General features: G+C 60.2%; 23 protein-coding genes. 9 read left to right on the forward strand and 14 right to left on the reverse strand.

Annotated features, from left to right (window positions below; genetic code table 11):
* Positions 1–54: 54 nt before the first annotated feature.
* The gene (locus LOY56_RS02705) at positions 55–1,014 is read right to left on the reverse strand and encodes a LysR substrate-binding domain-containing protein (protein ID WP_408980371.1); all 960 of its coding nucleotides are present in this window, start codon (positions 1,012–1,014) and stop codon (positions 55–57) included.
* Positions 1,015–1,117: 103 nt separating this feature from the next.
* Between LOY56_RS02705 and LOY56_RS02710 the strand changes: the two genes are divergently transcribed.
* The 4 genes from LOY56_RS02710 (at position 1,118) to LOY56_RS02725 (ending at position 4,382) form a co-directional block, all read left to right on the forward strand.
* Positions 1,118–1,756: an FMN-dependent NADH-azoreductase gene (locus LOY56_RS02710; protein WP_258619561.1), complete on the forward strand. Its 639-nt coding sequence runs from the start codon at positions 1,118–1,120 to the stop codon at positions 1,754–1,756.
* The gene (locus LOY56_RS02715) at positions 1,757–2,062 is read left to right on the forward strand and encodes a multidrug efflux SMR transporter (protein ID WP_258619563.1); all 306 of its coding nucleotides are present in this window, start codon (positions 1,757–1,759) and stop codon (positions 2,060–2,062) included.
* A 106-nt stretch (positions 2,063–2,168) separates the two neighbouring features.
* On the forward strand, positions 2,169–3,059 hold the full coding sequence (locus tag LOY56_RS02720) for a triacylglycerol lipase (RefSeq protein ID WP_258619565.1): 891 nt from the start codon (positions 2,169–2,171) through the stop codon (positions 3,057–3,059).
* Positions 3,060–3,131: 72 nt separating this feature from the next.
* Positions 3,132–4,382: an IS256 family transposase gene (locus tag LOY56_RS02725; protein WP_258617963.1), complete on the forward strand. Its 1,251-nt coding sequence runs from the start codon at positions 3,132–3,134 to the stop codon at positions 4,380–4,382.
* 162 nt (positions 4,383–4,544) lie between these two features.
* Here the strand turns inward: LOY56_RS02725 and LOY56_RS02730 are convergent, their stop codons facing one another.
* On the reverse strand, positions 4,545–5,432 hold the full coding sequence (locus tag LOY56_RS02730) for a DMT family transporter (RefSeq protein ID WP_258619566.1): 888 nt from the start codon (positions 5,430–5,432) through the stop codon (positions 4,545–4,547).
* A 97-nt stretch (positions 5,433–5,529) separates the two neighbouring features.
* Here LOY56_RS02730 and LOY56_RS02735 point away from each other — a divergent pair, with 97 nt between their 5' ends.
* The 3 genes from LOY56_RS02735 (at position 5,530) to LOY56_RS02745 (ending at position 7,876) form a co-directional block, all read left to right on the forward strand.
* Positions 5,530–6,318 (forward strand): helix-turn-helix transcriptional regulator, encoded by a 789-nt coding sequence (locus tag LOY56_RS02735; RefSeq protein WP_258619567.1) that lies wholly within the window; start codon positions 5,530–5,532, stop codon positions 6,316–6,318.
* A 72-nt stretch (positions 6,319–6,390) separates the two neighbouring features.
* Positions 6,391–6,696, forward strand: coding sequence for a PsiF family protein (locus tag LOY56_RS02740; protein ID WP_038978747.1), 306 nt, complete (start codon positions 6,391–6,393; stop codon positions 6,694–6,696).
* Between the two features lie 166 nt (positions 6,697–6,862).
* Entirely contained in the window at positions 6,863–7,876 is a 1,014-nt protein-coding gene (locus tag LOY56_RS02745) for an AI-2E family transporter (RefSeq protein ID WP_258619568.1), read from the forward strand.
* 122 nt (positions 7,877–7,998) lie between these two features.
* Here LOY56_RS02745 and LOY56_RS02750 read toward each other — a convergent pair whose 3' ends face one another.
* Positions 7,999–9,273: an Hsp70 family protein gene (locus LOY56_RS02750; protein WP_258619569.1), complete on the reverse strand. Its 1,275-nt coding sequence runs from the start codon at positions 9,271–9,273 to the stop codon at positions 7,999–8,001.
* A gap of 297 nt (positions 9,274–9,570) precedes the next feature.
* Here LOY56_RS02750 and LOY56_RS02755 point away from each other — a divergent pair, with 297 nt between their 5' ends.
* Both LOY56_RS02755 and LOY56_RS02760 read left to right on the forward strand, forming a co-directional pair.
* Positions 9,571–10,518 carry a DnaJ C-terminal domain-containing protein gene (locus LOY56_RS02755; protein ID WP_258619576.1) on the forward strand — a complete coding sequence of 316 codons (948 nt, stop codon included), beginning with the start codon at positions 9,571–9,573 and terminating at the stop codon, positions 10,516–10,518.
* Positions 10,519–10,542: 24 nt separating this feature from the next.
* Positions 10,543–10,848 (forward strand): chaperone modulator CbpM, encoded by a 306-nt coding sequence (locus LOY56_RS02760; RefSeq protein WP_258619578.1) that lies wholly within the window; start codon positions 10,543–10,545, stop codon positions 10,846–10,848.
* A 105-nt stretch (positions 10,849–10,953) separates the two neighbouring features.
* Here the strand turns inward: LOY56_RS02760 and ureC are convergent, their stop codons facing one another.
* The 11 genes from ureC to urtA form a co-directional block, all read right to left on the reverse strand.
* Entirely contained in the window at positions 10,954–12,654 is a 1,701-nt protein-coding gene (gene ureC / locus LOY56_RS02765; RefSeq protein WP_258619585.1) for an urease subunit alpha, read from the reverse strand.
* Positions 12,655–12,733: 79 nt separating this feature from the next.
* Positions 12,734–13,042 carry an urease subunit beta gene (locus tag LOY56_RS02770; RefSeq protein WP_008011171.1) on the reverse strand — a complete coding sequence of 103 codons (309 nt, stop codon included), beginning with the start codon at positions 13,040–13,042 and terminating at the stop codon, positions 12,734–12,736.
* Complete coding sequence (locus LOY56_RS02775) at positions 13,042–13,575, reverse strand: N-acetyltransferase (RefSeq protein ID WP_258619596.1); 534 nt, start codon at positions 13,573–13,575, stop codon at positions 13,042–13,044. Before LOY56_RS02775 ends, LOY56_RS02770 begins: the two co-directional genes overlap by 1 nt.
* 6 nt (positions 13,576–13,581) lie before the next feature.
* A complete protein-coding gene (locus LOY56_RS02780) occupies positions 13,582–14,115 on the reverse strand; it encodes a GNAT family N-acetyltransferase (RefSeq protein ID WP_258619598.1) in 534 nt (177 codons plus the stop codon).
* Between the two features lie 9 nt (positions 14,116–14,124).
* On the reverse strand, positions 14,125–14,427 hold the full coding sequence (ureA, locus tag LOY56_RS02785; protein WP_038978753.1) for an urease subunit gamma: 303 nt from the start codon (positions 14,425–14,427) through the stop codon (positions 14,125–14,127).
* Between the two features lie 145 nt (positions 14,428–14,572).
* Entirely contained in the window at positions 14,573–15,412 is an 840-nt protein-coding gene (locus LOY56_RS02790) for an urease accessory protein UreD (RefSeq protein ID WP_258619608.1), read from the reverse strand.
* A 30-nt stretch (positions 15,413–15,442) separates the two neighbouring features.
* Positions 15,443–16,141 (reverse strand): urea ABC transporter ATP-binding subunit UrtE, encoded by a 699-nt coding sequence (gene urtE, locus LOY56_RS02795; protein WP_258619616.1) that lies wholly within the window; start codon positions 16,139–16,141, stop codon positions 15,443–15,445.
* A 131-nt stretch (positions 16,142–16,272) separates the two neighbouring features.
* Complete coding sequence (gene urtD / locus LOY56_RS02800; RefSeq protein WP_258619624.1) at positions 16,273–17,145, reverse strand: urea ABC transporter ATP-binding protein UrtD; 873 nt, start codon at positions 17,143–17,145, stop codon at positions 16,273–16,275.
* On the reverse strand, positions 17,145–18,221 hold the full coding sequence (gene urtC / locus LOY56_RS02805) for an urea ABC transporter permease subunit UrtC (protein ID WP_258619631.1): 1,077 nt from the start codon (positions 18,219–18,221) through the stop codon (positions 17,145–17,147). Before urtC ends, urtD begins: the two co-directional genes overlap by 1 nt.
* Complete coding sequence (gene urtB, locus LOY56_RS02810; RefSeq protein ID WP_258619636.1) at positions 18,221–19,723, reverse strand: urea ABC transporter permease subunit UrtB; 1,503 nt, start codon at positions 19,721–19,723, stop codon at positions 18,221–18,223. The genes urtC and urtB overlap by 1 nt, the downstream gene beginning before the upstream one ends.
* 245 nt (positions 19,724–19,968) lie before the next feature.
* Positions 19,969–21,234, reverse strand: a complete 1,266-nt coding sequence (gene urtA / locus LOY56_RS02815) for an urea ABC transporter substrate-binding protein (RefSeq protein WP_258619645.1) — start codon at positions 21,232–21,234, stop codon at positions 19,969–19,971.
* Positions 21,235–21,590: the final 356 nt, after the last annotated feature.

Consider the following 21,590-nt stretch of genomic DNA (forward strand, 5'->3'; position numbering starts at 1 on the left):
TGCCCGCGAAAGCGGTCTGACAGTCGCTACAAAGATCGCAGCCTTCGGCAGCTCCTATGCGCCTGTGGGCGCTGCCGCAGGCTGCGATCTTGGCAATAGACCCGACAACCGGGCTTCCTCCTGCAACCACGCAAAAAACGCCCGCACCGGCGGATGCCGTTCACGGCCCGGTACGCACAGCGCGCTGTATCCGGCCCCGTCGACTTGAATCTCACCCCGATAAGCGACCAGCAAGCCGCTGGCCACACTCTCCGACACCAGAATGTTGCTCGCCAGCACCAGGCCTTGCCCGGCGATGGCGGCTTGCAAGGCGTAATGCTCTTCGTCGTATTCACGCACCGCTGGTTGTTCGGTCAGCCAGGTTTCGCCGGACTGCGCGCACCAGGCCTCCCAGCCATGGGCATACAGCTTGGAGTTGTACCAGCGCACGCTGATCAGGGTCGGTACCCGACTGGCCGCCAGGGCCCCTTGTTCAAGCGAGCCATAGACCCCGAAGGATTCGTCGAACAGGCACAGGCCATACAGGTTCGGGTAATCGTCGAGGCTGTAACGCACCACCAGATCGACGCTGGCGTCCTGATGCAAGTCGATGACTTCCCAGTGGGTGTCCAGGCGCAGGTTGATGTTCGGATGGCGGGCATAAAACCGTCCCAGTCGCGGCACCAGCCAGAGGGCGGCGAAGGCGGCCGTGGTGGAAATTGTCAGACTCGTGCCGCTGCGTTGCGGGCGCAAGGTATCGACGCTCTGCGCCACTTCCAGCAGGGCGCCGTGCAGGCTGCGGAACAGCCGTTCGCCGCATTCGGTGAGGCGTACTTGCCGTGGCAGCCGTTCGAACAAGGGGACGCCGAGCCATTTTTCCAGAGCGCGGATTTGGTGCGAGACCGCCGTCGGCGTCACGGAGAGTTCTTCGGCGGCGGCCTTGAAACTCGACAGGCGTGAGGCGGATTCGAAGGCGCGCAGGGCGGTCAGCGGCAACGAGGCAAACAATTCTAGAACTCCATGGGTGAAATTGATTCATCCAGACTGATTTTTGTTCATTTGAGGAGACGCAGTTTCAAGCTTCAAGCTTCAAGCTGTGAGCCACAAGCAGTTTGAGTTTAGTCTTCAGGAGATTGAGATGAGTAAAATTCTTGCCATACACGCCAGCCCCCGTGGTGAACGTTCACATTCGCGGCGTTTGGCCGAGGTGTTCCTTTGCGCCTGGCAGGTCCGCAACCCGCAGTCGCCACTGACGCGCCGTGAAGTCGGTCGAGCGTTGATTCCGCCCGTCAACGAAGCGTTTGTGGCCGCCGCTTTTCATCCGGAACCTGAAGCGCGACCGCTGTCGATGCAGGCCGACCTGGCACTCAGCGATGAATTGGTGGGGGAGTTGCTCGGCCATGATCTGTTGGTGATTTCCACACCGATGTACAACTTCAGCGTGCCCAGCGGCCTCAAGGCCTGGATCGATCAGATTGTGCGGCTCGGGCTGACGTTCAATCACACCCTGGACAACGGCATCGCTCAGTATGAACCGCTGGTGCAGTGCAAAAAGGCGTTGATCGTCACCAGCCGCGGCGGGTTCGGCTTCGGGCCGGGTGGTGAACTTGAAGCGATGAACCATGCCGATCCGTTGCTGCGCACGGCACTCGGGTTTATCGGCATCACCGACGTCACCGTTGTCGCCGCCGAGGGCGAAGAGTCCACCGAACGCACCTTCCAGGTGTCCGTGGCCGAGGCCGAGCAGCGTTTGCTGGCGCTGGCCAGGGAGTTCTAGATGGCCTGGTTGTTCTTGCTGATCGCCGCCGGGTTCGAGGTCACCTTCGCCATGGGCATGAAGTACGCCGAAGGCTTCACCCGGCTCTGGCCCTCGGTGATGACGGTGGTGGCCGCGGTGGGCGGGATTTACTTCCTGACCCTGGCCATGCGCGAATTGCCGGTGAGCATCGCCTACCCGATCTGGACCGCCATCGGTTCACTGGGCACGGTGTTTCTCGGCTTTGCGCTGCTGGGTGAAAGCCTGACCGCGCTCAAACTGGTTTCGGTCGGGCTGATTGTGGCGGGCGTGGTGGGGTTGAAGTAAGCGATGTCATAGACTGGTCGTTGAGTTGTCATCTTGGGTGGCGATGCTTGGCTGATACCTTGCATCCGGCCTTGCTTCATCTCATCGATCACAAGGATGTTCATCCATGTCGCAAGGTTCCGCCACGCGTTACCCCTTGGTGTTGGTCCCGGGGATGCTCGGGTTTATCCGTCTGCTGCTCTATCCCTATTGGTACGGAATCATTTCGGCGCTGCGCCGGGATGGGGCGACCGTGATTGCGGTGCAGGTCTCGCCGCTCAACTCCACCGAGGTACGCGGCGAGCAATTGCTGGCGCGGATCGAGGAGATTTTGCGCGAAACCGGGGCCGAGAAGGTCAACCTGATCGGTCACAGCCAGGGCTCATTGACCGCCCGTTACGCCGCGGCAAAACGCCCGGACCAGGTGGCTTCGGTGACTTCGGTGGCCGGGCCGAATCACGGCTCGGAACTGGCGGACTATCTGCACACCCATTATCCGGCAGACAGCGCCAAGGGCCGGCTGCTGAGCTTTTTGCTGTGGCTGATCAGCGCGTTAATGTGCCTGCTGGAAACCGGCTGTCGCGGGCCGAGACTGCCGGTGGATATCCCGGCTTCGCACCAATCCCTGACCACGACGGGCGTGGCGCTGTTCAATCAGCATTATCCACAGGGGCTGCCTGAAACTTGGGGCGGGCATGGCCCGGAAGTAGTCAACGGCGTGCGTTATTACTCATGGTCCGGGACGTTACAACCGGGCAAGACCGATCGCGGCTGCAACCTGTTTGACGGGACCAACCGCAGTTGCCGGTTGTTCGCCAGGACTTTTGTGCGCGAGGCGGGGCATTGCGACGGGATGGTCGGGCGTTACAGCTCGCATTTGGGGACGGTGGTTGGCGATGAATACCCGATGGATCACTTCGATATCGTCAACCAATCGCTTGGGCTGGTGGGTAAGGGCGCAGAACCGGTGCGGTTGTTTGTTGAACATGCGGCGCGGTTGAAAGCGGCCGGTGTGTGAACGGCAGTGAGGGTGTCCTGAGGTTTGTGTAAACGGTCATTAGGCGCACACTGCCTTTCCCAAGGAGTCTCAATGACCGAGCCCAAGCGCACTAAACGAGTCAAACCCGATCCTGAACTGGTAAAGCTGGCCGACAGCCTGTTGACCAACTACCGAAAACCCGAAGATCTGATCGGCGAAAATGGCCTGCTCAAGCAGCTCACCAAGATGCTCGTCGAACGAGCGCTGGAAGCTGAAATGACCGAGCACCTGGGGCATGACAAAAGCGCAGCCGTTACCAATGCCGAAGGAAATGCTCGCAACGGCCATAGCGGTAAGACGCTCAAGGGCGACTTTGGCGAGCTACCGCTGGAGATTCCCCGTGATCGCCAGGGAATGTTCGAGCCCCAGCTAGTTTCCAAGCACCAGACGCGTTGGACCGGCTTCGATGACAAGGTCATTTCGCTGTACGCCCGAGGGATGACTGTTCGGGAAATTCAGGGGCACCTGCAGGAGATGTACGGCACAGAGGTCTCTCCTAGCCTCATCTCGGCGATTACCGACGCCGTTAGCGAAGAGGTCAAAGTCTGGCAATCGCGTCCTCTGGACGAGCTCTATCCGATCCTCTACCTCGATTGCATTCACGTCAAAGTGCGCGACAGTGGCGCGGTCAGAACCAAGGCGGTTTACTTGGCCATTGGCGTCAATATGGACGGTCGAAAAGAAGTTCTAGGATTGTGGATCGCACAGACTGAAGGTGCCAAATTCTGGCTGCAAGTAGTCACAGAGCTTAAAACACGCGGGGTAAAAGACATCTTTATCGCCTGCGTGGATGGGCTCAAGGGCTTTCCTGAGGCGATCGAAGTGGTCTATCCGCAAGCCTCGGTTCAACTGTGCATCGTGCATATGGTGCGCAACAGCTTGAAGTTCGTATCGTGGAAGCATCAACGCGAAGCCGCTGCCGACCTCAAGCTTATTTACCGCTCGACGACGGTTGAAATGGCCGAGCAAAAGCTGACCGATTTCGAGGCCAAATGGGATGATCGATACCCTCTGATCAGCCAGTCATGGCGCAAAAACTGGGCGAGGGTCATACCTCTATTCGATTATCCACCTGAGATACGGACGGTGATCTATACCACCAACGCCATCGAGTCGATCAACATGAGCTTGCGCAAGGTCACCAAAAGCAGAGCCTCATTCCCGACTGATGACGCGGTTATGAAGCTCTTTTATCTGGCGCTGAATAACATCAGCAAGAAGTGGACAATGCCAATCAGGGACTGGGCGGGGGCCTTGAACCGGTTCAGTATCCAGTTCGAAGACCGGCTTTTGCAGGATTAACAGCAACGCCGTTTACACAGAATCCCGTACACCCCCACGGCAGTTGGACCGCGTTATCGTTCATCGCGGGCAAGCCACGCTCCCACAGGTTTTGTGTCGGACGCCGGCAATGGACACGACGCCAAACCTGTGGGAGCGTGGCTTGCCCGCGAAGGCGTCCGGTCAGGCAGCGCTGATCTTACGGCCCAGCACCGTGGTCCAGCGCTCCGACAAAATCACCCCACCCAACGTCAACACCCCACCCACTAGGTGATACAGCGCCAACTGCTCATGCAGCACCACCGCCGCAATCAGCGCAGTAATCAACGGCAGCAAATTGAAAAACAGCGTGGTCCGGCTCGGCCCCAGGCGCACCACGGCCTGCATCCACGCCAGCGGCGCAAGCATCGAGGCCAGCAGGCAGGCGTAGAGCACCAGCGGAATGTTCTGCAGGGTCGGGCCGATTTTCGGTGAGGCGAGGAACAGCGGAAACAGCACCACCACCGCGACCAACACCTGCAAATACAACAACACCAGCGGCGGCAAACGCAGCTGCCATTTCTTCAGCAAGGTGCTGTAAATCGCATACGCCAGCGTGGCGATCAGCATCATCGCGTCACCCAGGTTGACCCCGTGTTCCAGCAACGCGCCAAGACTGCCGGACGACACCACCACCAAAACCCCCGCAAACGACAACACCGCGCCGGCCAGTGCGCCGGCGGTCAGGCGTTGGCCGAGGCTGAGAATCGCCATGGCCAGCGACATCAATGGCATCAGCGACAAAATGATCCCCATGTTGGTGGCCGAAGTCAGCGTCGCAGCGAAGTAAGCCAGGCTCTGATAAACCGCCATGCCAAGCACGCCGAGGATGAAAATCCTGCCCAGGTTCGGGCGGATTAACGACCAATGGGCGATCACCGGTTTAAGCATGAAAGGCGTGAACAGCAGTGCGGCCAGCAGCCAGCGGTAGAAACCGATTTCGGCGGGAAAGATCGCGCCGACCGCGAGTTTGTTGATCACGGTGTTGCCGGCCCAAATGAAAATGGCCAGCAGGGGGTAAGCGTATTGCATCGGGAAAAACCAGAACGTTAATGAAGGGTGATTATCCGCTTGTCTGGATCAATGCCTATACTTCGATCCAGACAATCTGCCTCTGATTCCGGACAGCATGAACAGCAAACACATCGACCTGCTGGATTTCAGCGAACTGCCGGCCCCGGTCTATTTCCGTTATGCCGACTTCAACACCCACGAATACGCCTCGGCCCACCATCACCCTTGGGGCACCCTCGAGTACTCGGCCAATGGAGTCTTGCACATGGAAATCGGCAGCCGTCGCTTCATGTCGCCGCCGCAGTACGCGGTGTGGGTGCCGCCCGGGACCGAGCACAGTTTCTATAGCAATCAGCCGATCAACTATCGCGCGGTCTGCCTCGCGCCGACGTTGTGTCGCGATCTGCCGCAGCAGGCCTGCACCCTGGCGATCAGCGACATCCTCAAGGCGATCCTCAAGGACTTCGCCGTCCGCGATGTGAAAATTCCCGAGCACGATGCGGACAAGCGTCTGGCTCAAGTGCTGGTGGACCAACTGCAGCAGGCGCCAGTGCATGAGTGTTATTTGCCCTACGCCAGCAGCCCTGGATTACTCGCAATTCTAGAAGCCTTGCAGACCGAGCCTGGGGATAACCGGCCGTTGGCGCATTGGGCTGCGCAAATTCACGTCAGCGAACGCACGTTGGCCCGGCAGTTTGTCCGCGAGCTGGGCATGAGTTTCGGAGAGTGGCGGCAACGGTTGCGGTTTCTGGCGGCAATCGAAGCGCTCGATAGCCAGCGCAGCATTCAGGAAATCGCCTTCGACATGGGGTACAGCACCGGCTCGGCATTCATCGCGATGTTTCAGCGTCAGGCCGGGTGTACGCCTGAGCAATATCGACGCAGCCACCTCGATAGCAGGTGAACGTGTAACAGGCTTTGTCTACACTCCGAAACAAGGCCGCATCCATCGGTGCGGCAACAAGGAGAACACTCCATGAAGATGTTGCGTGCCCCGTTGTTGATGGTCGGTTTGCTGCTCTGCTCCCAAGGTTTCGCCGCCACTGCCCAACAGAACAAAATGACTACCTGCAATGCCGACGCTACTGCAAAAAGCCTCAAGGGTGACGAGCGCAAAGCCTTCATGAGCACCTGCCTCAAAGCCGCGCCGGCCGCCGATGCCGCCAAGCCAATGACCCCTCAACAAGAAAAGATGAAGACCTGCAACGCGACCGCCGCCACCCAGGCCCTCACGGGTGATGCGCGCAAAACCTTCATGAGCGATTGCCTGAAGAAAAAATAAGCATTGTGGGAGCGAGCTTGCTCGCGATGCAGGCGGCTCGGTATCACGGAGGACCGAAGTGATGCTATCGCGAGCAGGCTCGCTCCCACAGGTTCGTGTTTGCTCGCTTCGGCGCCGGAACGCTGGCAGACTGCCAATCCTTTTACGTCGTTCGTTTTGAGGCTGTATGTCAGCGTTTTCTCAGCGTCAGGTCTTGTTGTTCATCAGCTGGGTCATCATTTTTGGTGGTTTGCTGCTGGTGCTTCCTCTGCGATTGCTGCCCAGCCTGCTGGCCGGGTTGTTGGTGTTCGAACTGGTCAACATGCTTACGCCGCAATTGCAGCGGCTGATCGAAGGCCGCCGTGCGCGCTGGCTGGCGGTGGCGTTGCTGGGGACATTGGTGGTCAGCGTGCTGGCGCTGATCTTTGCCGGTGCGATCAGTTTTCTGCTGCACGAGGCGGAAAACCCCGGCGCTTCCCTCGACAAATTCATGGTCGTAGTCGACCGCGCACGCGGGCAGTTGCCGCCGTTCATCGACGCTTATCTGCCGGCCAGTGCTGCCGAGTTCCGGGTGGCCATTGGCGAGTGGATGAGCAAGCACCTCAGTGATTTGCAACTGGTGGGCAAGGACGCGGCGCACATGTTCGTGACGCTGCTGATTGGCATGGTGCTGGGGGCGATCATCGCCTTGCAGCGTGCGCCGGACGTGACCAAACGCAAACCCTTGGCCGCGGCGCTGTTCGACCGCTTGCACCTGTTGGTCCAGGCGTTTCGCAACATTGTTTTCGCCCAGATCAAGATTTCCCTGCTCAACACTTTCTTCACCGGGATTTTCCTCGCGGTGGTCCTGCCGATGTTCGGGATCAAGCTGCCGCTGACCAAAACCCTGATCGTGCTGACCTTCCTGCTCGGCCTGCTACCGGTGATCGGCAACTTGATGTCGAACACCTTGATCACCATCGTCGGCCTGTCGCTGTCGATCTGGGTGGCGGTGGCGGCGTTGGGTTATCTGATAGTTATCCACAAGCTCGAATACTTCCTCAACGCGCGCATCGTCGGCGGGCAGATCAGTGCCAAGTCGTGGGAGTTGCTGCTGGCAATGCTGGTGTTCGAAGCCGCGTTCGGCCTGCCGGGCGTGGTGGCGGGGCCGATTTATTACGCGTATCTGAAGAGTGAGTTGAAGCTGGCGGGGATGGTGTAACCCCGCCCGATCGTTCCCACGCTCTGCGTGGGAATGCATCCCGTGACGCTCCGCGTCACAGCCTCAACAGCGGACGCAGAGCGTCCATGGCGGCGTTCCCACGCAGAGCGTGGGAACGATCATTATGCGAGGGTGCCGTAACGCTTCATCGCCTCGATCGCCAACCCGCTACCGATGCTGCCGAAGATGTTCCCTTCCACATGCCGAGCATTCGGCAACATGGCCGAGACGCTGTTGCGCAGCGCCGGAATCCCGCTCGAACCGCCGGTGAAGAACACGGTGTCCACCTGATCGACCCGCACATTGGCGTCGTTCAACAACTGGGTCACGCTGTTACGCACCCGCTCCAGCAAGTTGTCGATGGCTGATTCAAACAGTGCCCGGCTCAGTTCCACGCTCAACCCTGGCTCGATCCGATCCAGCGGCACATGGCGGCTGTCGGCGTGGGTCAGCTGGATCTTGGTTTCTTCCACTTCCATGGCCAGCCAGTGCCCGGCGCGTTGGTCGATCAGCTTGAACAGGCGATCGATGCCGCCAGTGTCTTCGATGTCGTAACGCATGCTGCCCAAAGCCAGGCTCGACTTCTGCGAGTACACCGAGTTGATGGTGTGCCAGGTCGCCAGGTTCATGTGGTGGCTGGTCGGCATGTAGGCGCCGCTCTTCATCCGGCTGCCGTAGCCAAACAGCGGCATCAGGCCTTGCAGGCTAAGCTGCTTGTCGAAATCGGTCCCGCCGATGTGCACGCCGCCGGTGGCGAGGATGTCGTCGTGACGGTTGTCGTGGTTGCGGCGCTCAGGCGACAGGCGCACCAGCGAGAAGTCAGATGTACCACCGCCGATGTCGACGATCAGTACCAACTCTTCCTTTTCGATGGTCGACTCGTAGTCGAACGCCGCTGCAATTGGCTCGTACTGGAACGAGACGTCCTTGAAGCCGATGGCGCGGGCTACATCCACCAGGGTGTTTTCCGCTTCCTGGTCGGCCATTTCATCGTCATCGACGAAAAACACCGGACGGCCCAGCACCACTTCTTCGAATTCCCGACCGGCAGCGGTTTCGGCACGCTTCTTCAACTGGCCGATGAACAGCCCGAGCAGGTCCTTGAACGGCATCGCCGTGCCGAGGACGCTGGTGTCGTGCTTGATCAGCTTGGAACCCAGCAGGCTCTTGAGCGAGCGCATCAGCCGGCCTTCGTAGCCTTCCAGGTACTCGTGCAGCGCCAGTCGGCCGTACACCGGGCGGCGTTCTTCCATGTTGAAGAAGACCACCGAGGGCAGGGTGATCTTGTCGTCCTCCAGCGCGATCAGCGTTTCCATGCCGGGGCGCAGCCAGCCGACGGTGGAGTTGGATGTGCCAAAGTCGATGCCACAGGCACGGGCTGGAGATGCGTTTTTCATGTCTTTCAAGTTCCGGTTAAAAAACGGCCGCGCAGTGTATGTCAGCGCGGCGCAGATTCGAAGGCCGACTATCCGTTAAATAGCAGTGATCGGCGCTTGAAAGATGCGCCAACACCCCCAAACTCCCCTGCATAGACTTGGCAACCCCTGGGGCGACTGCAAGAGCCGCGCCCTGCTGCCGATAAACTTCTGATGCGCTGCCCGGTCACAACCTTGAGATCGGTCAATCCAGAGGCTGCAAACAAGAGCATGCTGGACCGAGCGGCGCGATTTCGATAATGGATGGTGATTCCCTCGATGGACTTCAAAGACTATTACAAGATTCTCGGTGTGGAGCCGACCGCGGACGATAAGGCGATCAAGGCCGCCTATCGAAAGCTGGCGCGCAAATACCACCCCGATGTCAGCAAGGAAAAGGACGCCGAGGCCAAATTCAAGGACGCGTCCGAAGCCTATGAAGCGCTGAAAAGCGCCGATAAGCGCGCCGAATACGACGACTTGCGCAAATACGGCCACCACGGCCAGCCCTTTCAGGGGCCACCGGGTTGGCAGAGCCGCGGTGGTTTCGGTGGTGGTGGTCAGGACACGGGCGATTTCTCGGACTTTTTCAGTTCGATCTTCGGCAACCGTGGCCCGGGTTTTAACGGTGGTGGACGGTCGGGCCGAAGCGCCGGGCGACGAGGACAAGACGTGGAAATGGAATTACCGGTTTTTCTGGAAGAAACCCTCTCGACCGAATCGAAGAAGGTCAGCTTCCAGGTGCCGCATTACAACGCTGCCGGCCAGCATGTCAGCAACACCAGCAAAAGCCTGAACGTGAAGATCCCCGCCGGCGTGACCGACGGCGAGCGCATCCGCCTCAAGGGCCAGGGCGCTCCGGGCATTGGTGGCGGGGTTAATGGCGACTTGTACCTGACCATTCGTTTTGCGCCACACCCCAAATTCGACGTCGAAGGCGAAAACCTGATCATCACCTTGCCGCTGGCACCGTGGGAACTGGCGCTGGGGACCGAAGTCGCGGTGCCGACCTTGACCGGCAGGATCAACCTCAAGGTTCCGGCCGGCAGCCAGAACGGCCAGCGCATGCGCGCCAAGGGCCATGGCCTGCTGCACAAGGCCGGTCACCGTGGCTATTTGTTCGTGCAGCTCAAGGCAGTGATGCCGAAAAAACTCGACCATGATGTCAAAGAATTGTGGGAGGAGCTGGCGAAAAAAGCCGCTTTCGATCCGCGAGAGAACTTTTGATTCAGAGATAAGGAGTAGCCAATCATGAGCGACCCCGTGATCGTTCTACTGGACCTGGCAGAATTCTGTGAGGCGACCGAACTGTCGGACGTGCACGTGATCGAGATCGTCGAACACGGCATCCTCGAACCGCAGGGGTCAAAGCCCAAGGATTGGCGTTTCACCGACTATGAACTGGTGCTGGCCAAGCGCGCCGCCAAGCTGCGGCGCGATCTGGAGCTGGAATGGGAAGGCGTCGCACTGGCGCTGGACTTGCTGGAAGAGGTCCAGCAATTGCGGGCCGAGAACCGCATGCTCAAGCAGCGGTTGGGGCGATTGGTGGTTGAGTAGTCGTTCTGATGTTTTTGTGTTGCGAGCAAGCCCGCTCCGACAGGGATTTCGTTTAACTGACTGGAATTAGGGGTTGCCTTGGGCAGCCCCCTCTCCACAGAACATCTAGAACAGGAAATAGCGCTGCGCCATCGGCAATACATCCGCCGGTTCGCACCACAGCAACACGCCGTCGGCCTTGACCTGATAGGTCTGCGGATCGACATCGATGTGCGGCAGGTAGTCGTTATGGATCAGGTCGGTTTTCTGCACGTCGCGACAGCCTTTGACCACGGCGATTTTCTTCTTCAAACCCAAGGCTTCGGGCAAACCGGCCTCCTGTGCCGCCTGACTGATAAAGGTCAGGCTGGTGGCGTGCAGCGAGCCGCCGTAACTGGCGAACATCGGGCGGTAGTGCACCGGTTGCGGCGTCGGGATCGAAGCGTTGGCGTCGCCCATCAGGCTGGCCGCAATGGCGCCGCCTTTTAGAATCAGCGTCGGTTTGACCCCAAAGAACGCCGGGCGCCATAACACCAGATCTGCCCATTTACCCACTTCGACGGAGCCCACTTCATGGCTGATGCCGTGGGTGATCGCCGGGTTGATGGTGTATTTGGCGATGTAGCGTTTGGCGCGGAAGTTGTCGTTACCTTCGCCGTCTCCGGGCAGCGGGCCACGCTGCTTTTTCATTTTGTCAGCGGTCTGCCAGGTGCGCGTGATGACTTCACCGACGCGGCCCATGGCCTGACTGTCGGAGCTGATCATCGAGAACGCGCCGAGGTCGTGAAGGATGTCTTCGGCGGCGATGGTTTCGCGGCGGATGCGGCTTTCGGCGAAGGCCACGTCTTCGGCAATGCTCGGGTCCAGGTGGTGGCAGACCATCAGCATGTCGAGGTGTTCGTCGATGGTGTTGCGGGTGAACGGCCGGGTCGGGTTGGTGGAGCTCGGCAGCACGTTGGCAAAACCGCAGGCCTTGATGATGTCCGGGGCATGACCGCCACCGGCGCCTTCGGTGTGGTAGGTGTGGATGGTGCGGCCCTTGAAGGCGGCGAGGGTGGTTTCGACGAAGCCCGATTCGTTGAGGGTGTCGGTATGAATCGCCACCTGCACGTCGTACTGATCGGCCACGTTCAGGCAGTTGTCGATGCTCGCCGGGGTGGTGCCCCAGTCTTCGTGCAACTTCAGGCCAATGGCGCCGGCCTTGACCTGCTCGATCAGCGGTTCCGGCAGGCTGGCGTTGCCCTTGCCGGTGAAGCCGATGTTCATCGGGAAAGCATCGGCAGCCTGAAGCATGCGCGCCAGGTGCCACGGCCCGGAGGTGCACGTGGTGGCGTTGGTGCCGGTGGCCGGGCCGGTGCCGCCGCCGATCATGGTGGTGACGCCGCTCATCAGCGCCTCTTCGATCTGTTGCGGGCAGATGAAGTGGATGTGGGTGTCGATGCCACCAGCGGTGAGGATCATGCCTTCACCGGCGATCACCTCGGTGCTGGCGCCGACGGCGATGGTGACGTTGGGCTGGATGTCCGGGTTGCCGGCCTTGCCGATGGCCGCGATGCGCCCGTCCTTGAGGCCGACGTCGGCTTTAACGATGCCCCAGTGGTCTATGATCAAGGCGTTGGTGATCAGTGTGTCGACCACTTCCGCGGCTAGTAACTGGCTTTGGCCCTGGCCGTCGCGAATGACTTTGCCGCCGCCGAATTTCACTTCTTCGCCGTAGGTGGTGAAGTCTTTTTCCACTTCGATCCACAGCTCGGTGTCGGCCAGACGGACCTTGTCACCGACGGTGGGACCGAACATGTCGGCGTAGGCTTGTCTTGAAATTTTCATGCGCTTGCCTTGGGATTCAATTGGGTTTGAGACCGCTCGCGTCGCTCGCTATCGCAGCCTCGCTGCGATCGTTTGATCTTTAATCGAGATCGCCCATGATCCTGCCTGCAAACCCGAACACTCGGCGATGGCCGGCCAGGTCCACCAGCTCGACCTCGCGACTCTGCCCCGGTTCGAAGCGCACGGCGGTGCCGGCGGGGATGTTCAGGCGCATGCCGCGGCTGGCGGCGCGGTCGAAGGTCAGGGCGTCGTTGGTTTCGAAGAAGTGATAATGCGAGCCGACCTGGATCGGCCGGTCGCCGCTGTTGGCCACCTTCAGGCTGAGGGTGCGGCGGCCGACGTTGAGTTCGATGTCGCCGGGCTGGATCTGGTATTCACCGGGAATCATCAATGGGCTCCCTGGAGAATCTTGTAGTAAAGGGCGGTCGGTTTGTAGCGGCCGTTCGGGTCGCAGGCGTAGTCGGGGATTTCGCCGGCGCGGGTGTAACCCAGGGCCTTGTAGAAGTCTTCGGCGGGTGAGCCGGCCTCGGTGTCGAGGTAGAGCATGCCGCGCTTGTGCTGATGTGCGGCGAGTTCCAGGGCACTCATCAACTGTTGGCCCAGGCCGCGACGGCGCGCATGCTCACGCACCAGTAGTTTCTGCACTTCGGCGCGATTGCGCCCATTGGCTTTCTGGCACAGCGTCAGTTGCACGCTGGCCTGCACCTGTTCGTCCTTGACCACCACCCAGAGCAGCACGTTGCCTTTGTTCAGGTTGGCCTGGACTTCATCGAAATAAGCTCGGGCCTGGGTGGCGTCAAGATCCGCCATGAACCCGACGCTGGCGCCATAGCCGACGGCGTCGAGCAGCAGATCAATCAAACCCTGACGATAGTGCGCAAAGCTTTCAACGTTGACGCGGCGCAGTTGGGCGGCGTTCATGGGGTATCACTCCTTGTGGTGACCGGGTGGCATGACGCCCGGGTCGAGAATCAGTTGCATGAAGGTAAGGTCCAGCCAGCGACCGAACTTGGTACCCACCTGCGGCATTTGGCCGGTGACGACGAAACCGGCCCGGTCGTGCAGGCGAATCGAGGCGCCGTTACCGCTTTCGATGGCGGCGACCATCACGTGTTTGTTGCAGCCTTTGGCGCGTTCGATCAGTGCTTCCATCAGTTGCGGCCCGAGGCCATTGCCACGCTGGTCGTTGCGTACGTACACCGAGTGCTCGACCGTGTGGCGGAACCCATCGAACGGGCGCCAGTCACCGAATGAAGCGTAGCCGAGTACGCTGTTATCGCCGTCGACGATCACCAGGATCGGATAGCCCTGGTCTTGCCGGGCGCTGAACCAGGCTTGGCGGTTGCCCAGGTCCACGGCCTGTTCGTTCCAGATCGCCGTGGTGTTGAGGACGGCGTCGTTGTAGATGTCGCGGATCGCTGGCAGGTCGGCGAGCAGCGCATCGCGGATGTGGTAAGTCATGGCGCGGCCTCAGGCGATCGGTTGGTGAACGGTGACCAGTTTGGTGCCGTCGGGAAACGTCGCTTCGACCTGGATCTCCGGGATCATTTCCGGGATGCCTTGCATCACTTGTTCGCGGCTGAGCAGGGTGGTGCCGTAATGCATCAGCTCGGCCACGGTCTGGCCGTCACGCGCGCCTTCGAGCAGCGCCGCGGAAATATAGGCCATGGCCTCCGGGTAATTGAGCTTCACGCCGCGAGCCAAACGCCGCTCAGCCACGAGGCCGGCGGTGAAGATCAGCAGCTTGTCTTTTTCGCGTGGGGTCAGGTCCATCGTAGAGATCCATCAGGGCAGATTAGAAAGGTCTTGAATTTTTTCCTGTAGGAGCTGCGATGCGGCGTTCCGACTTGCCAGCGAAGCCTTTGGCGTCAGTCAGTACGCCCTCGCTGGCAAGCCAGCTCCTACAAGGGGTCGGTGTTCAGGTGCTCCATATTCGTGGTAGGACGGCTTCTCGGCCCAGTAATGCCAGCCTGAGCAACCGCCACAAATCAATCAGCCAACCCCGTGCCAACAGCGCTTCACTGGCCAGGCATCGGGCGACCAAAAGCCCCGGCAACTGTGTCAGATCCCCGTGCACGTCATGGGGCAACGAACGGCACTTCTCCAGCAATTCACTATCAATTTCACCGGTCACCAGTAACGTCGCAAACACCGATTGGCCATCCAGGCCTATCGGTGAATCCAGCAAACCATCGTTCCCGACAATGCGCTGGCGTTCGTGCCAGAGCAACTGGCCGTCGCGGCGGATATCCAGGTGCGCCTGAAAATGCCCGAGGTCGAAGCGCTCGCCACTGGCCGGGCGACCCAGCGCCACCACGTCCCAGTAGAACAACCGCGCATCGCCCTCAAGGTCGATGCTGGTGCTGAGTTCCGCCTGAGCATCGCTGAAGATAATCGTCTCTTGCGGCAGCCACTCCAACGTAGCACCGGCGGCCACGCGCAGGTCGAGTTTCTGATAAGCCGGCCCTGCCGCGCGATACCACTTGGCGGCGCCGGGGCTGGTGATTTGCGCCCAGGCGTGCGTGCCGACGCTGGCCGAGATGTCCAGCCGATCACCCCCGGCAATCCCGCCCGGCGGGTGGACGATGATGTGCTGACACACCTCGGGGCCTTCGGCATACAAATGCTTTTGTACCCGCAACGGGCCTTTGTGGCGACGCTGCACCGGGCGTGTGCTGTCGCCAAAACGGGCGTAGCCGAGTTCCAGCTCGGCATGCCAGCTGGGGGTGAACAGCGTGATGGGTGCAGGTAAATTCATGATTTCTGATTATCGTCAGGAGGCTGCAGGTTAGATCGTAACCAGTCCACGGACGCCTTCGGCTTCCATATTTTCGCCGCGACCCTGCTGCACGATCTCGCCCCGGGACATCACCAGGTACTGATCGGCCAGTTCGGCGGCGAAATCGTAGAACTGCTCCACCAGCAATATCGCCATGTCGCCGCGCGCCGCAAGCTGCTTGATCACCGCGCCGATTTCCTTGATCACCGACGGCTGGATGCCTTCGGTGGGTTCGTCGAGAATCAGCAACCGTGGACGGCTTGCCAGTGCCCTGCTGATCGCCAGCTGCTGTTGCTGACCACCGGACAAGTCACCGCCGCGCCGTTGCTTCATTTGCAGCAGCACCGGGAATAGCTCATAGATGAACGCCGGGACTTCCTTCGCTTCAGCGCCCGGAAACCGCGACAGGCCCATCAGCAGGTTTTCTTCCACGGTCAGTCGGCCAAAGATTTCCCGGCCCTGAGGCACGTAAGCGATGCCGGCATGCACCCGTTGGTGCGACTTGAATGTGGTGATCGGTTTGCCCTCCCAGTTCACCGCGCCTTCTTTGGCCGGCAGCAAACCCATCAGGCATTTGAGCAGGGTGGTCTTGCCCACGCCATTGCGCCCGAGCAGGCAGGTGACTTCGCCGACCTTCACCTCAAACGTCAGGCCTCGCAGGATGTGGCTACCGCCGTAGTACTGATGCAGCTTGTCGACTTGCAGCATTCTCAAATTCTCCTCAATCCCTGTGGGAGCGAGCCTGCTCGCGATAGCGGTGGGTCAGGCAACAATTATGTTGTTTGATAAACCGCTATCGCGAGCAGGCTCGCTCCCACATAAGAGCATGCTCATAGGGTTCAGCGGCCGAGGTACACCTCGATCACCCGCTCATTGTCCTGCACCTGTTCCAGCGACCCTTCGGCCAGCACGCTGCCCTGATGCAACACGGTGACGTGGTCGGCGATGGAACCGACAAAGCCCATGTCGTGTTCCACCACCATCAGCGAATGCTTGCCGGCCAGACTCTTGAACAGCTCGGCGGTGAATTCGGTTTCGGCGTCGGTCATGCCCGCCACCGGCTCATCGAGTAGCAACAATTGCGGGTCCTGCATCAGCAGCATGCCGATTTCCAGAAACTGCTTCTGACCGTGGGACAACAACCCTGCCGGGCGATTGACCGAGGCGGTCAGGCGAATGGTTTCCAAGACTTCAGCGATGCGATCTTTCTGCTCGCCACTGAGACGAGCCCGCAGGCTGGCCCATACCGACTTGTCAGTCTTCTGCGCCAACTCCAGGTTTTCGAACACGCTCAGGACTTCGAACACTGTCGGTTTCTGGAACTTGCGGCCGATGCCGGCCTGGGCAATCTGCACTTCACTCATCTGCGTCAGGTCGAGGGTTTCACCGAACCAGGCTTTGCCATGGCTGGGCCGGGTCTTGCCGGTAATCACGTCCATCAACGTGGTCTTGCCCGCGCCGTTGGGGCCGATAATGCAGCGCAGTTCGCCGACGCCGATGTACAGGTTCAGATCGTTCAGCGCTTTGAAACCATCGAAGCTGACGCTGATGTCTTCCAGGGTCAGGATGGTGCCGTGTCGGGTGTTCAGGCCTTTGCCGGCGCTCTGGCCGAGGCCGATGGCATCGCGGCTGCTGCCGGCGTCCCTGTTGGGCTCCAGCGGCGGAAAAAAGGCCGGTTCGAGCATGAATTCAGCCGTTGCAGTCACTCTCATTACTCACCCCTTTTCTTCAGCAACCCGATCACGCCTTTAGGCAGGTACAACGTCACGACTATGAACAGCGCGCCGAGGAAAAACAGCCAGTATTCCGGAAACGCCACGGTGAACCAGCTCTTCATCCCGTTGACCACACCAGCACCGAGCAGTGGACCGATCAGCGTGCCGCGACCACCGAGAGCTACCCAAACGGCGGCTTCAATGGAGTTGGTCGGCGACATTTCACTCGGGTTGATAATGCCGACTTGCGGCACATACAGCGCGCCGGCCAAACCACACAACACCGCGCTCAACACCCAGACAAACAACTTGAAACCGCGTGGATCGTAGCCGCAGAACATCAAGCGATTTTCCGCATCGCGCAGGGCAGTCAGCACCCGGCCGAACTTGCTCTGCGCCAGACGCCAACCGATGAACAGGCTCGCCACCAGCAACAGCACCGTGGCGAAAAACAACACTGCACGCGTCCCCGGTTCAGTGATGCCAAACCCGAGAATGGTGCGGAAGTTGGTAAAGCCGTTGTTGCCACCAAACCCGGTTTCGTTGCGGAAAAACAGCAGCATCCCGGCGAAGGTCAGGGCCTGGGTCATGATCGAGAAATACACGCCCTTGATCCGCGAACGGAAGGCGAAGAAACCGAACACCAGCGCGAGCAGGCCCGGCGCCAACACCACCAGGCACATGGCCCAGAGGAAGCTGCTGGTGCCGGTCCAGTACCACGGCAATTCGGTCCACGACAGGAACGTCATGAACGCCGGCAAGCCATCACCCGAGGCCTGGCGCATCAGGTACATGCCCATCGCATAACCGCCGAGGGCGAAGAACAGACCGTGGCCCAGCGACAAGAGGCCGGCGTAACCCCAGACCAAATCGAGGGCCAGAGCGACGATGGCGTAGCAAAGGATTTTGCCCACCAGGGTTAGCGTATAAGCCGAGACATGAAAGGAGCTGTCCGCCGGCAATAACGACAGCAATGGCAACGCCAGCAGCAGAGCGAGGATCACTGCGCCAACGGCAATCGTGACTTTGGGGCCGGCTTTTTGTGTTGCGGTAACGAGTAGAGGCTGGTTCATCAGTCGATCACCCGTCCTTTCAGTGCGAAGAGGCCTTGCGGACGTTTCTGGATGAACAGAATGATCAGCGCGAGGATCAGGATTTTGCCCAGCACCGCACCGATCTGCGGCTCGAGAATTTTGTTGGCGATGCCCAGACCGAAGGCGGCCAATACGCTACCGGCCAATTGACCGACACCGCCGAGTACCACCACCAGGAACGAATCGATGATGTAGCTCTGGCCGAGGTCCGGGCCGACGTTGCCGATCTGGCTGAGCGCCACACCGCCGAGGCCAGCGATGCCCGAGCCGAGGCCGAAGGCGAGCATGTCGACGCGCCCGGTCGGTACACCGCAGCAGGCGGCCATGTTGCGGTTCTGGGTGACGGCACGCACGTTCAAACCGAGGCGCGTCTTGTTCAGCAACAGCCAGGTCAGCACCACCACAAACAAGGCGAACGCGATGATCACGATGCGGTTGTACGGCAGCACCAGATTCGGCAGCACCTGAATCCCGCCTGACAACCACGCCGGGTTGGCCACTTCGACGTTCTGCGCGCCGAACACCAGGCGCACCAACTGAATCAGCATCAGGCTGATGCCCCACGTCGCCAGCAGGGTTTCCAACGGGCGACCGTAGAGGTGACGAATCACCGTGCGCTCCAGCGCCATGCCGATCCCGGCGGTGACAAAAAACGCTACTGGCAAAGCAATCAGCGGATAGAACTCGATGGCTTGCGGGGCGAAGCGCTGGAACATCAACTGCACCACGTACGTCGAGTAAGCACCGAGCATCAGCATCTCGCCGTGGGCCATGTTGATCACGCCGAGCAGGCCGAATGTAATTGCAAGACCCAACGCCGCCAGCAGCAGAATTGAACCAAGGGACATACCGCTGAAGGCCTGCCCAAGCATCTCGCCGATCAGCAGTTTGCGTTTGACCTGGGCCAGGCTGGTTTCGGCGGCAGTGCGCACATTGGCGTCGGCTTCGACACCGGGTTCCAGCAAGCCTTCGAGGCGGGTGCGGGCCAATGGGTCGCCGGTTTCACCGAGCAAACGCACAGCGGCGAGGCGTACGGCCGGATCAGTGTCGATCAGTTGCAGATTGGCCAACGCAAGGCTCAGGGCAGCGTGAACGGTTTCGTCTTTTTCACCAGCGAGTTGCTGGTCGAGGAATTTCAGTTGCGCGGGTTTTGCGCTTTTCTGCAATTGCTGCGCGGCGGCCAAGCGGATTTTGGCGTCGGTGGCGAGCAATTGGTGACTGGCCAACGCGGTGTCGATCAGACCTCGAAGGCGGTTATTCAGGCGCAGGGTTTTCGGTTGGCCATCGATGGTCAATTCGCCTTGTTGCAGGGCGCTGATCAGTTCGATACGGGCCGGATCGGGCTGCGCGGCCCAGGTTTCCAGCAACTTTGCTTGTTGCACGGGATTGGCCGCGACGAAGTCTTCGGCGTCGCCGGCGTGGGTGGCCATCGGCAATAACAGCGCGATGGCGAGGATCAAGCGGTAAAGGGCGGTGGGCATGTCATTGGCCTTGCGCGGACATTGTGGGGGCCGACGTATGTGGCGAGGGGGCTTGCCCCCGTTGGGTTGCGAAGCGACCCCAAGACCTGCAACTGCGGTGTATCAGGCACACCGCGCGCATCGGTTTTACGACTGCTTCGCAGCCGAGCGGGGCGATGCGGCGTTCCGACAAGCCCCCTCGCCACAAAAGCCCGCTCCCACAGGAGTTGTGTCGGGCTCGAGCTCCATGCTCAAGCCCCAATGGCTTAGTTGCTCTTCACCGCATAGTCCGGCTTCTTGTCGTTACCCTGAATGAACGGGCTCCACGGCTGAGCGCGGATCGGCCCTTCGGTCTGCCACACCACGTTGAACTGACCGTCGGCCTGAATCTCGCCGATCATCACCGGCTTGTGCAGGTGGTGGTTGGTCTTGTCCATGGTCAGGGTGTAACCGGACGGCGCGGCGAAGGTCTGGCCGGCCAGGGCTTCGCGAACTTTGTTGACGTCGGTGGACTTGGCTTTCTCTGCCGCTTGCGCCCACATATGGATACCGACGTAAGTGGCTTCCATCGGGTCGTTGGTCACTGCTTTGTCGGCGCCCGGCAGGTTGTGTTTCTTGGCGTAGGCCTTCCAGTCGGCGACGAATTTCTTGTTCTGCGGGTTCTCGACCGACTCGAAGTAGTTCCACGCCGCGAGGTTGCCCTCCAGCGGTTTGGTGTCGATGCCGCGCAGTTCTTCTTCGCCCACGGAGAACGCCACGACCGGAACGTCGGTGGCTTTCAGGCCCTGGTTGGCCAGCTCTTTATAGAACGGCACGTTGGAGTCGCCGTTGACCGTGGAGATGACCGCAGTCTTGCCACCGGCGGAGAATTTTTTGATGTTGGCCACGATGGTTTGATAGTCGCTGTGGCCGAACGGGGTGTAGACCTCTTCGATGTCCTTGTCCGCCACACCTTTGGCGTGCAGGAACGAGCGCAGAATCTTGTTAGTGGTGCGCGGGTAAACGTAGTCGGTGCCCAGCAGGAAGTAGCGCTTGGCGCTGCCGCCTTCTTCGCTCATCAAGTATTCCACCGCCGGAATCGCCTGCTGGTTAGGCGCCGCGCCGGTGTAAAACACATTCGGCGACATCTCTTCGCCTTCGTACTGCACCGGGTAGAACAGCAAGCCGTTGAGCTCTTCGAACACCGGCAACACTGATTTACGCGACACCGACGTCCAGCAACCGAACACCACCGCCACCTTGTCCTGAGTCAGCAACTGCCGGCCCTTTTCGGCGAACAGCGGCCAGTTCGATGCCGGGTCAACCACCACCGGCTCCAGCATCTTGCCGTTCACGCCGCCCTTGGCGTTGATTTCGTCGATGGTCATCAACGCCATGTCTTTGAGCGAGGTTTCGGAGATCGCCATGGTCCCGGACAACGAATGCAGAATACCGACCTTGATGGTCTCGGCGGCCTGGACCGTCCAGGCCATGCCCATCGCGGCAATGCTTGCCGATAGTGTGAAAGCCTTGATCAAACTGCGACGCTTCATTGTGCGATCTCCATGAACGTTAACGTTTTTTATGGTTGGCAGATGCGGACGACTGAAGGGTCTTTAGCAAGGGCTGTGCCCGGTCGGGGGAAGGGCAAGGAAATGTCGTACTAGAGCGGTTGCGCGGGTTTGGCAGCGCACCATGAAGGAACGCGGCGGGGGGCTTGGTGCGAGCGGGTGCGCCACATTGGGGCGAGGTCGGTTGACGAAAATCTGCAGTGAACACAAAACCTGTGGCGAGGGGGCTTGTCGGAACGCCGCATCGCCCCGTTGGGTTGCGAAGCGACCCCAAAACCTGCAATCGCGGTGTATCAGGCACACCGCGTGCAATGTTCTACGTCTGCTTCGCAGCCGAA

This window comes from Pseudomonas sp. B21-048, assembly GCF_024748615.1.
In the GTDB taxonomy this organism is placed as follows: Bacteria; Pseudomonadota; Gammaproteobacteria; order Pseudomonadales; family Pseudomonadaceae; genus Aquipseudomonas.

Excerpts from the sequence above, each read along its gene's own strand:
- LOY56_RS02710 (WP_258619561.1), top strand. The coding sequence starts at position 1,118 with ATGAGTAAAATTCTTGCCATACACGCCAGCCCCCGTGGTGAACGTTCA.
- LOY56_RS02715 (WP_258619563.1), top strand. The coding sequence starts at position 1,757 with ATGGCCTGGTTGTTCTTGCTGATCGCCGCCGGGTTCGAGGTCACCTTC.
- LOY56_RS02720 (WP_258619565.1), top strand. The coding sequence starts at position 2,169 with ATGTCGCAAGGTTCCGCCACGCGTTACCCCTTGGTGTTGGTCCCGGGG.
- LOY56_RS02725 (WP_258617963.1), top strand. The coding sequence starts at position 3,132 with ATGACCGAGCCCAAGCGCACTAAACGAGTCAAACCCGATCCTGAACTG.
- LOY56_RS02730 (WP_258619566.1), bottom strand. The coding sequence starts at position 5,432 with ATGCAATACGCTTACCCCCTGCTGGCCATTTTCATTTGGGCCGGCAAC.
- LOY56_RS02735 (WP_258619567.1), top strand. The coding sequence starts at position 5,530 with ATGAACAGCAAACACATCGACCTGCTGGATTTCAGCGAACTGCCGGCC.
- LOY56_RS02740 (WP_038978747.1), top strand. The coding sequence starts at position 6,391 with ATGAAGATGTTGCGTGCCCCGTTGTTGATGGTCGGTTTGCTGCTCTGC.
- LOY56_RS02745 (WP_258619568.1), top strand. The coding sequence starts at position 6,863 with ATGTCAGCGTTTTCTCAGCGTCAGGTCTTGTTGTTCATCAGCTGGGTC.
- LOY56_RS02750 (WP_258619569.1), bottom strand. The coding sequence starts at position 9,273 with ATGAAAAACGCATCTCCAGCCCGTGCCTGTGGCATCGACTTTGGCACA.
- LOY56_RS02755 (WP_258619576.1), top strand. The coding sequence starts at position 9,571 with ATGGACTTCAAAGACTATTACAAGATTCTCGGTGTGGAGCCGACCGCG.
- LOY56_RS02760 (WP_258619578.1), top strand. The coding sequence starts at position 10,543 with ATGAGCGACCCCGTGATCGTTCTACTGGACCTGGCAGAATTCTGTGAG.
- ureC (WP_258619585.1), bottom strand. The coding sequence starts at position 12,654 with ATGAAAATTTCAAGACAAGCCTACGCCGACATGTTCGGTCCCACCGTC.
- LOY56_RS02770 (WP_008011171.1), bottom strand. The coding sequence starts at position 13,042 with ATGATTCCCGGTGAATACCAGATCCAGCCCGGCGACATCGAACTCAAC.
- LOY56_RS02775 (WP_258619596.1), bottom strand. The coding sequence starts at position 13,575 with ATGAACGCCGCCCAACTGCGCCGCGTCAACGTTGAAAGCTTTGCGCAC.
- LOY56_RS02780 (WP_258619598.1), bottom strand. The coding sequence starts at position 14,115 with ATGACTTACCACATCCGCGATGCGCTGCTCGCCGACCTGCCAGCGATC.
- ureA (WP_038978753.1), bottom strand. The coding sequence starts at position 14,427 with ATGGACCTGACCCCACGCGAAAAAGACAAGCTGCTGATCTTCACCGCC.
- LOY56_RS02790 (WP_258619608.1), bottom strand. The coding sequence starts at position 15,412 with ATGAATTTACCTGCACCCATCACGCTGTTCACCCCCAGCTGGCATGCC.
- urtE (WP_258619616.1), bottom strand. The coding sequence starts at position 16,141 with ATGCTGCAAGTCGACAAGCTGCATCAGTACTACGGCGGTAGCCACATC.
- urtD (WP_258619624.1), bottom strand. The coding sequence starts at position 17,145 with ATGAGAGTGACTGCAACGGCTGAATTCATGCTCGAACCGGCCTTTTTT.
- urtC (WP_258619631.1), bottom strand. The coding sequence starts at position 18,221 with ATGAACCAGCCTCTACTCGTTACCGCAACACAAAAAGCCGGCCCCAAA.
- urtB (WP_258619636.1), bottom strand. The coding sequence starts at position 19,723 with ATGCCCACCGCCCTTTACCGCTTGATCCTCGCCATCGCGCTGTTATTG.
- urtA (WP_258619645.1), bottom strand. The coding sequence starts at position 21,234 with ATGAAGCGTCGCAGTTTGATCAAGGCTTTCACACTATCGGCAAGCATT.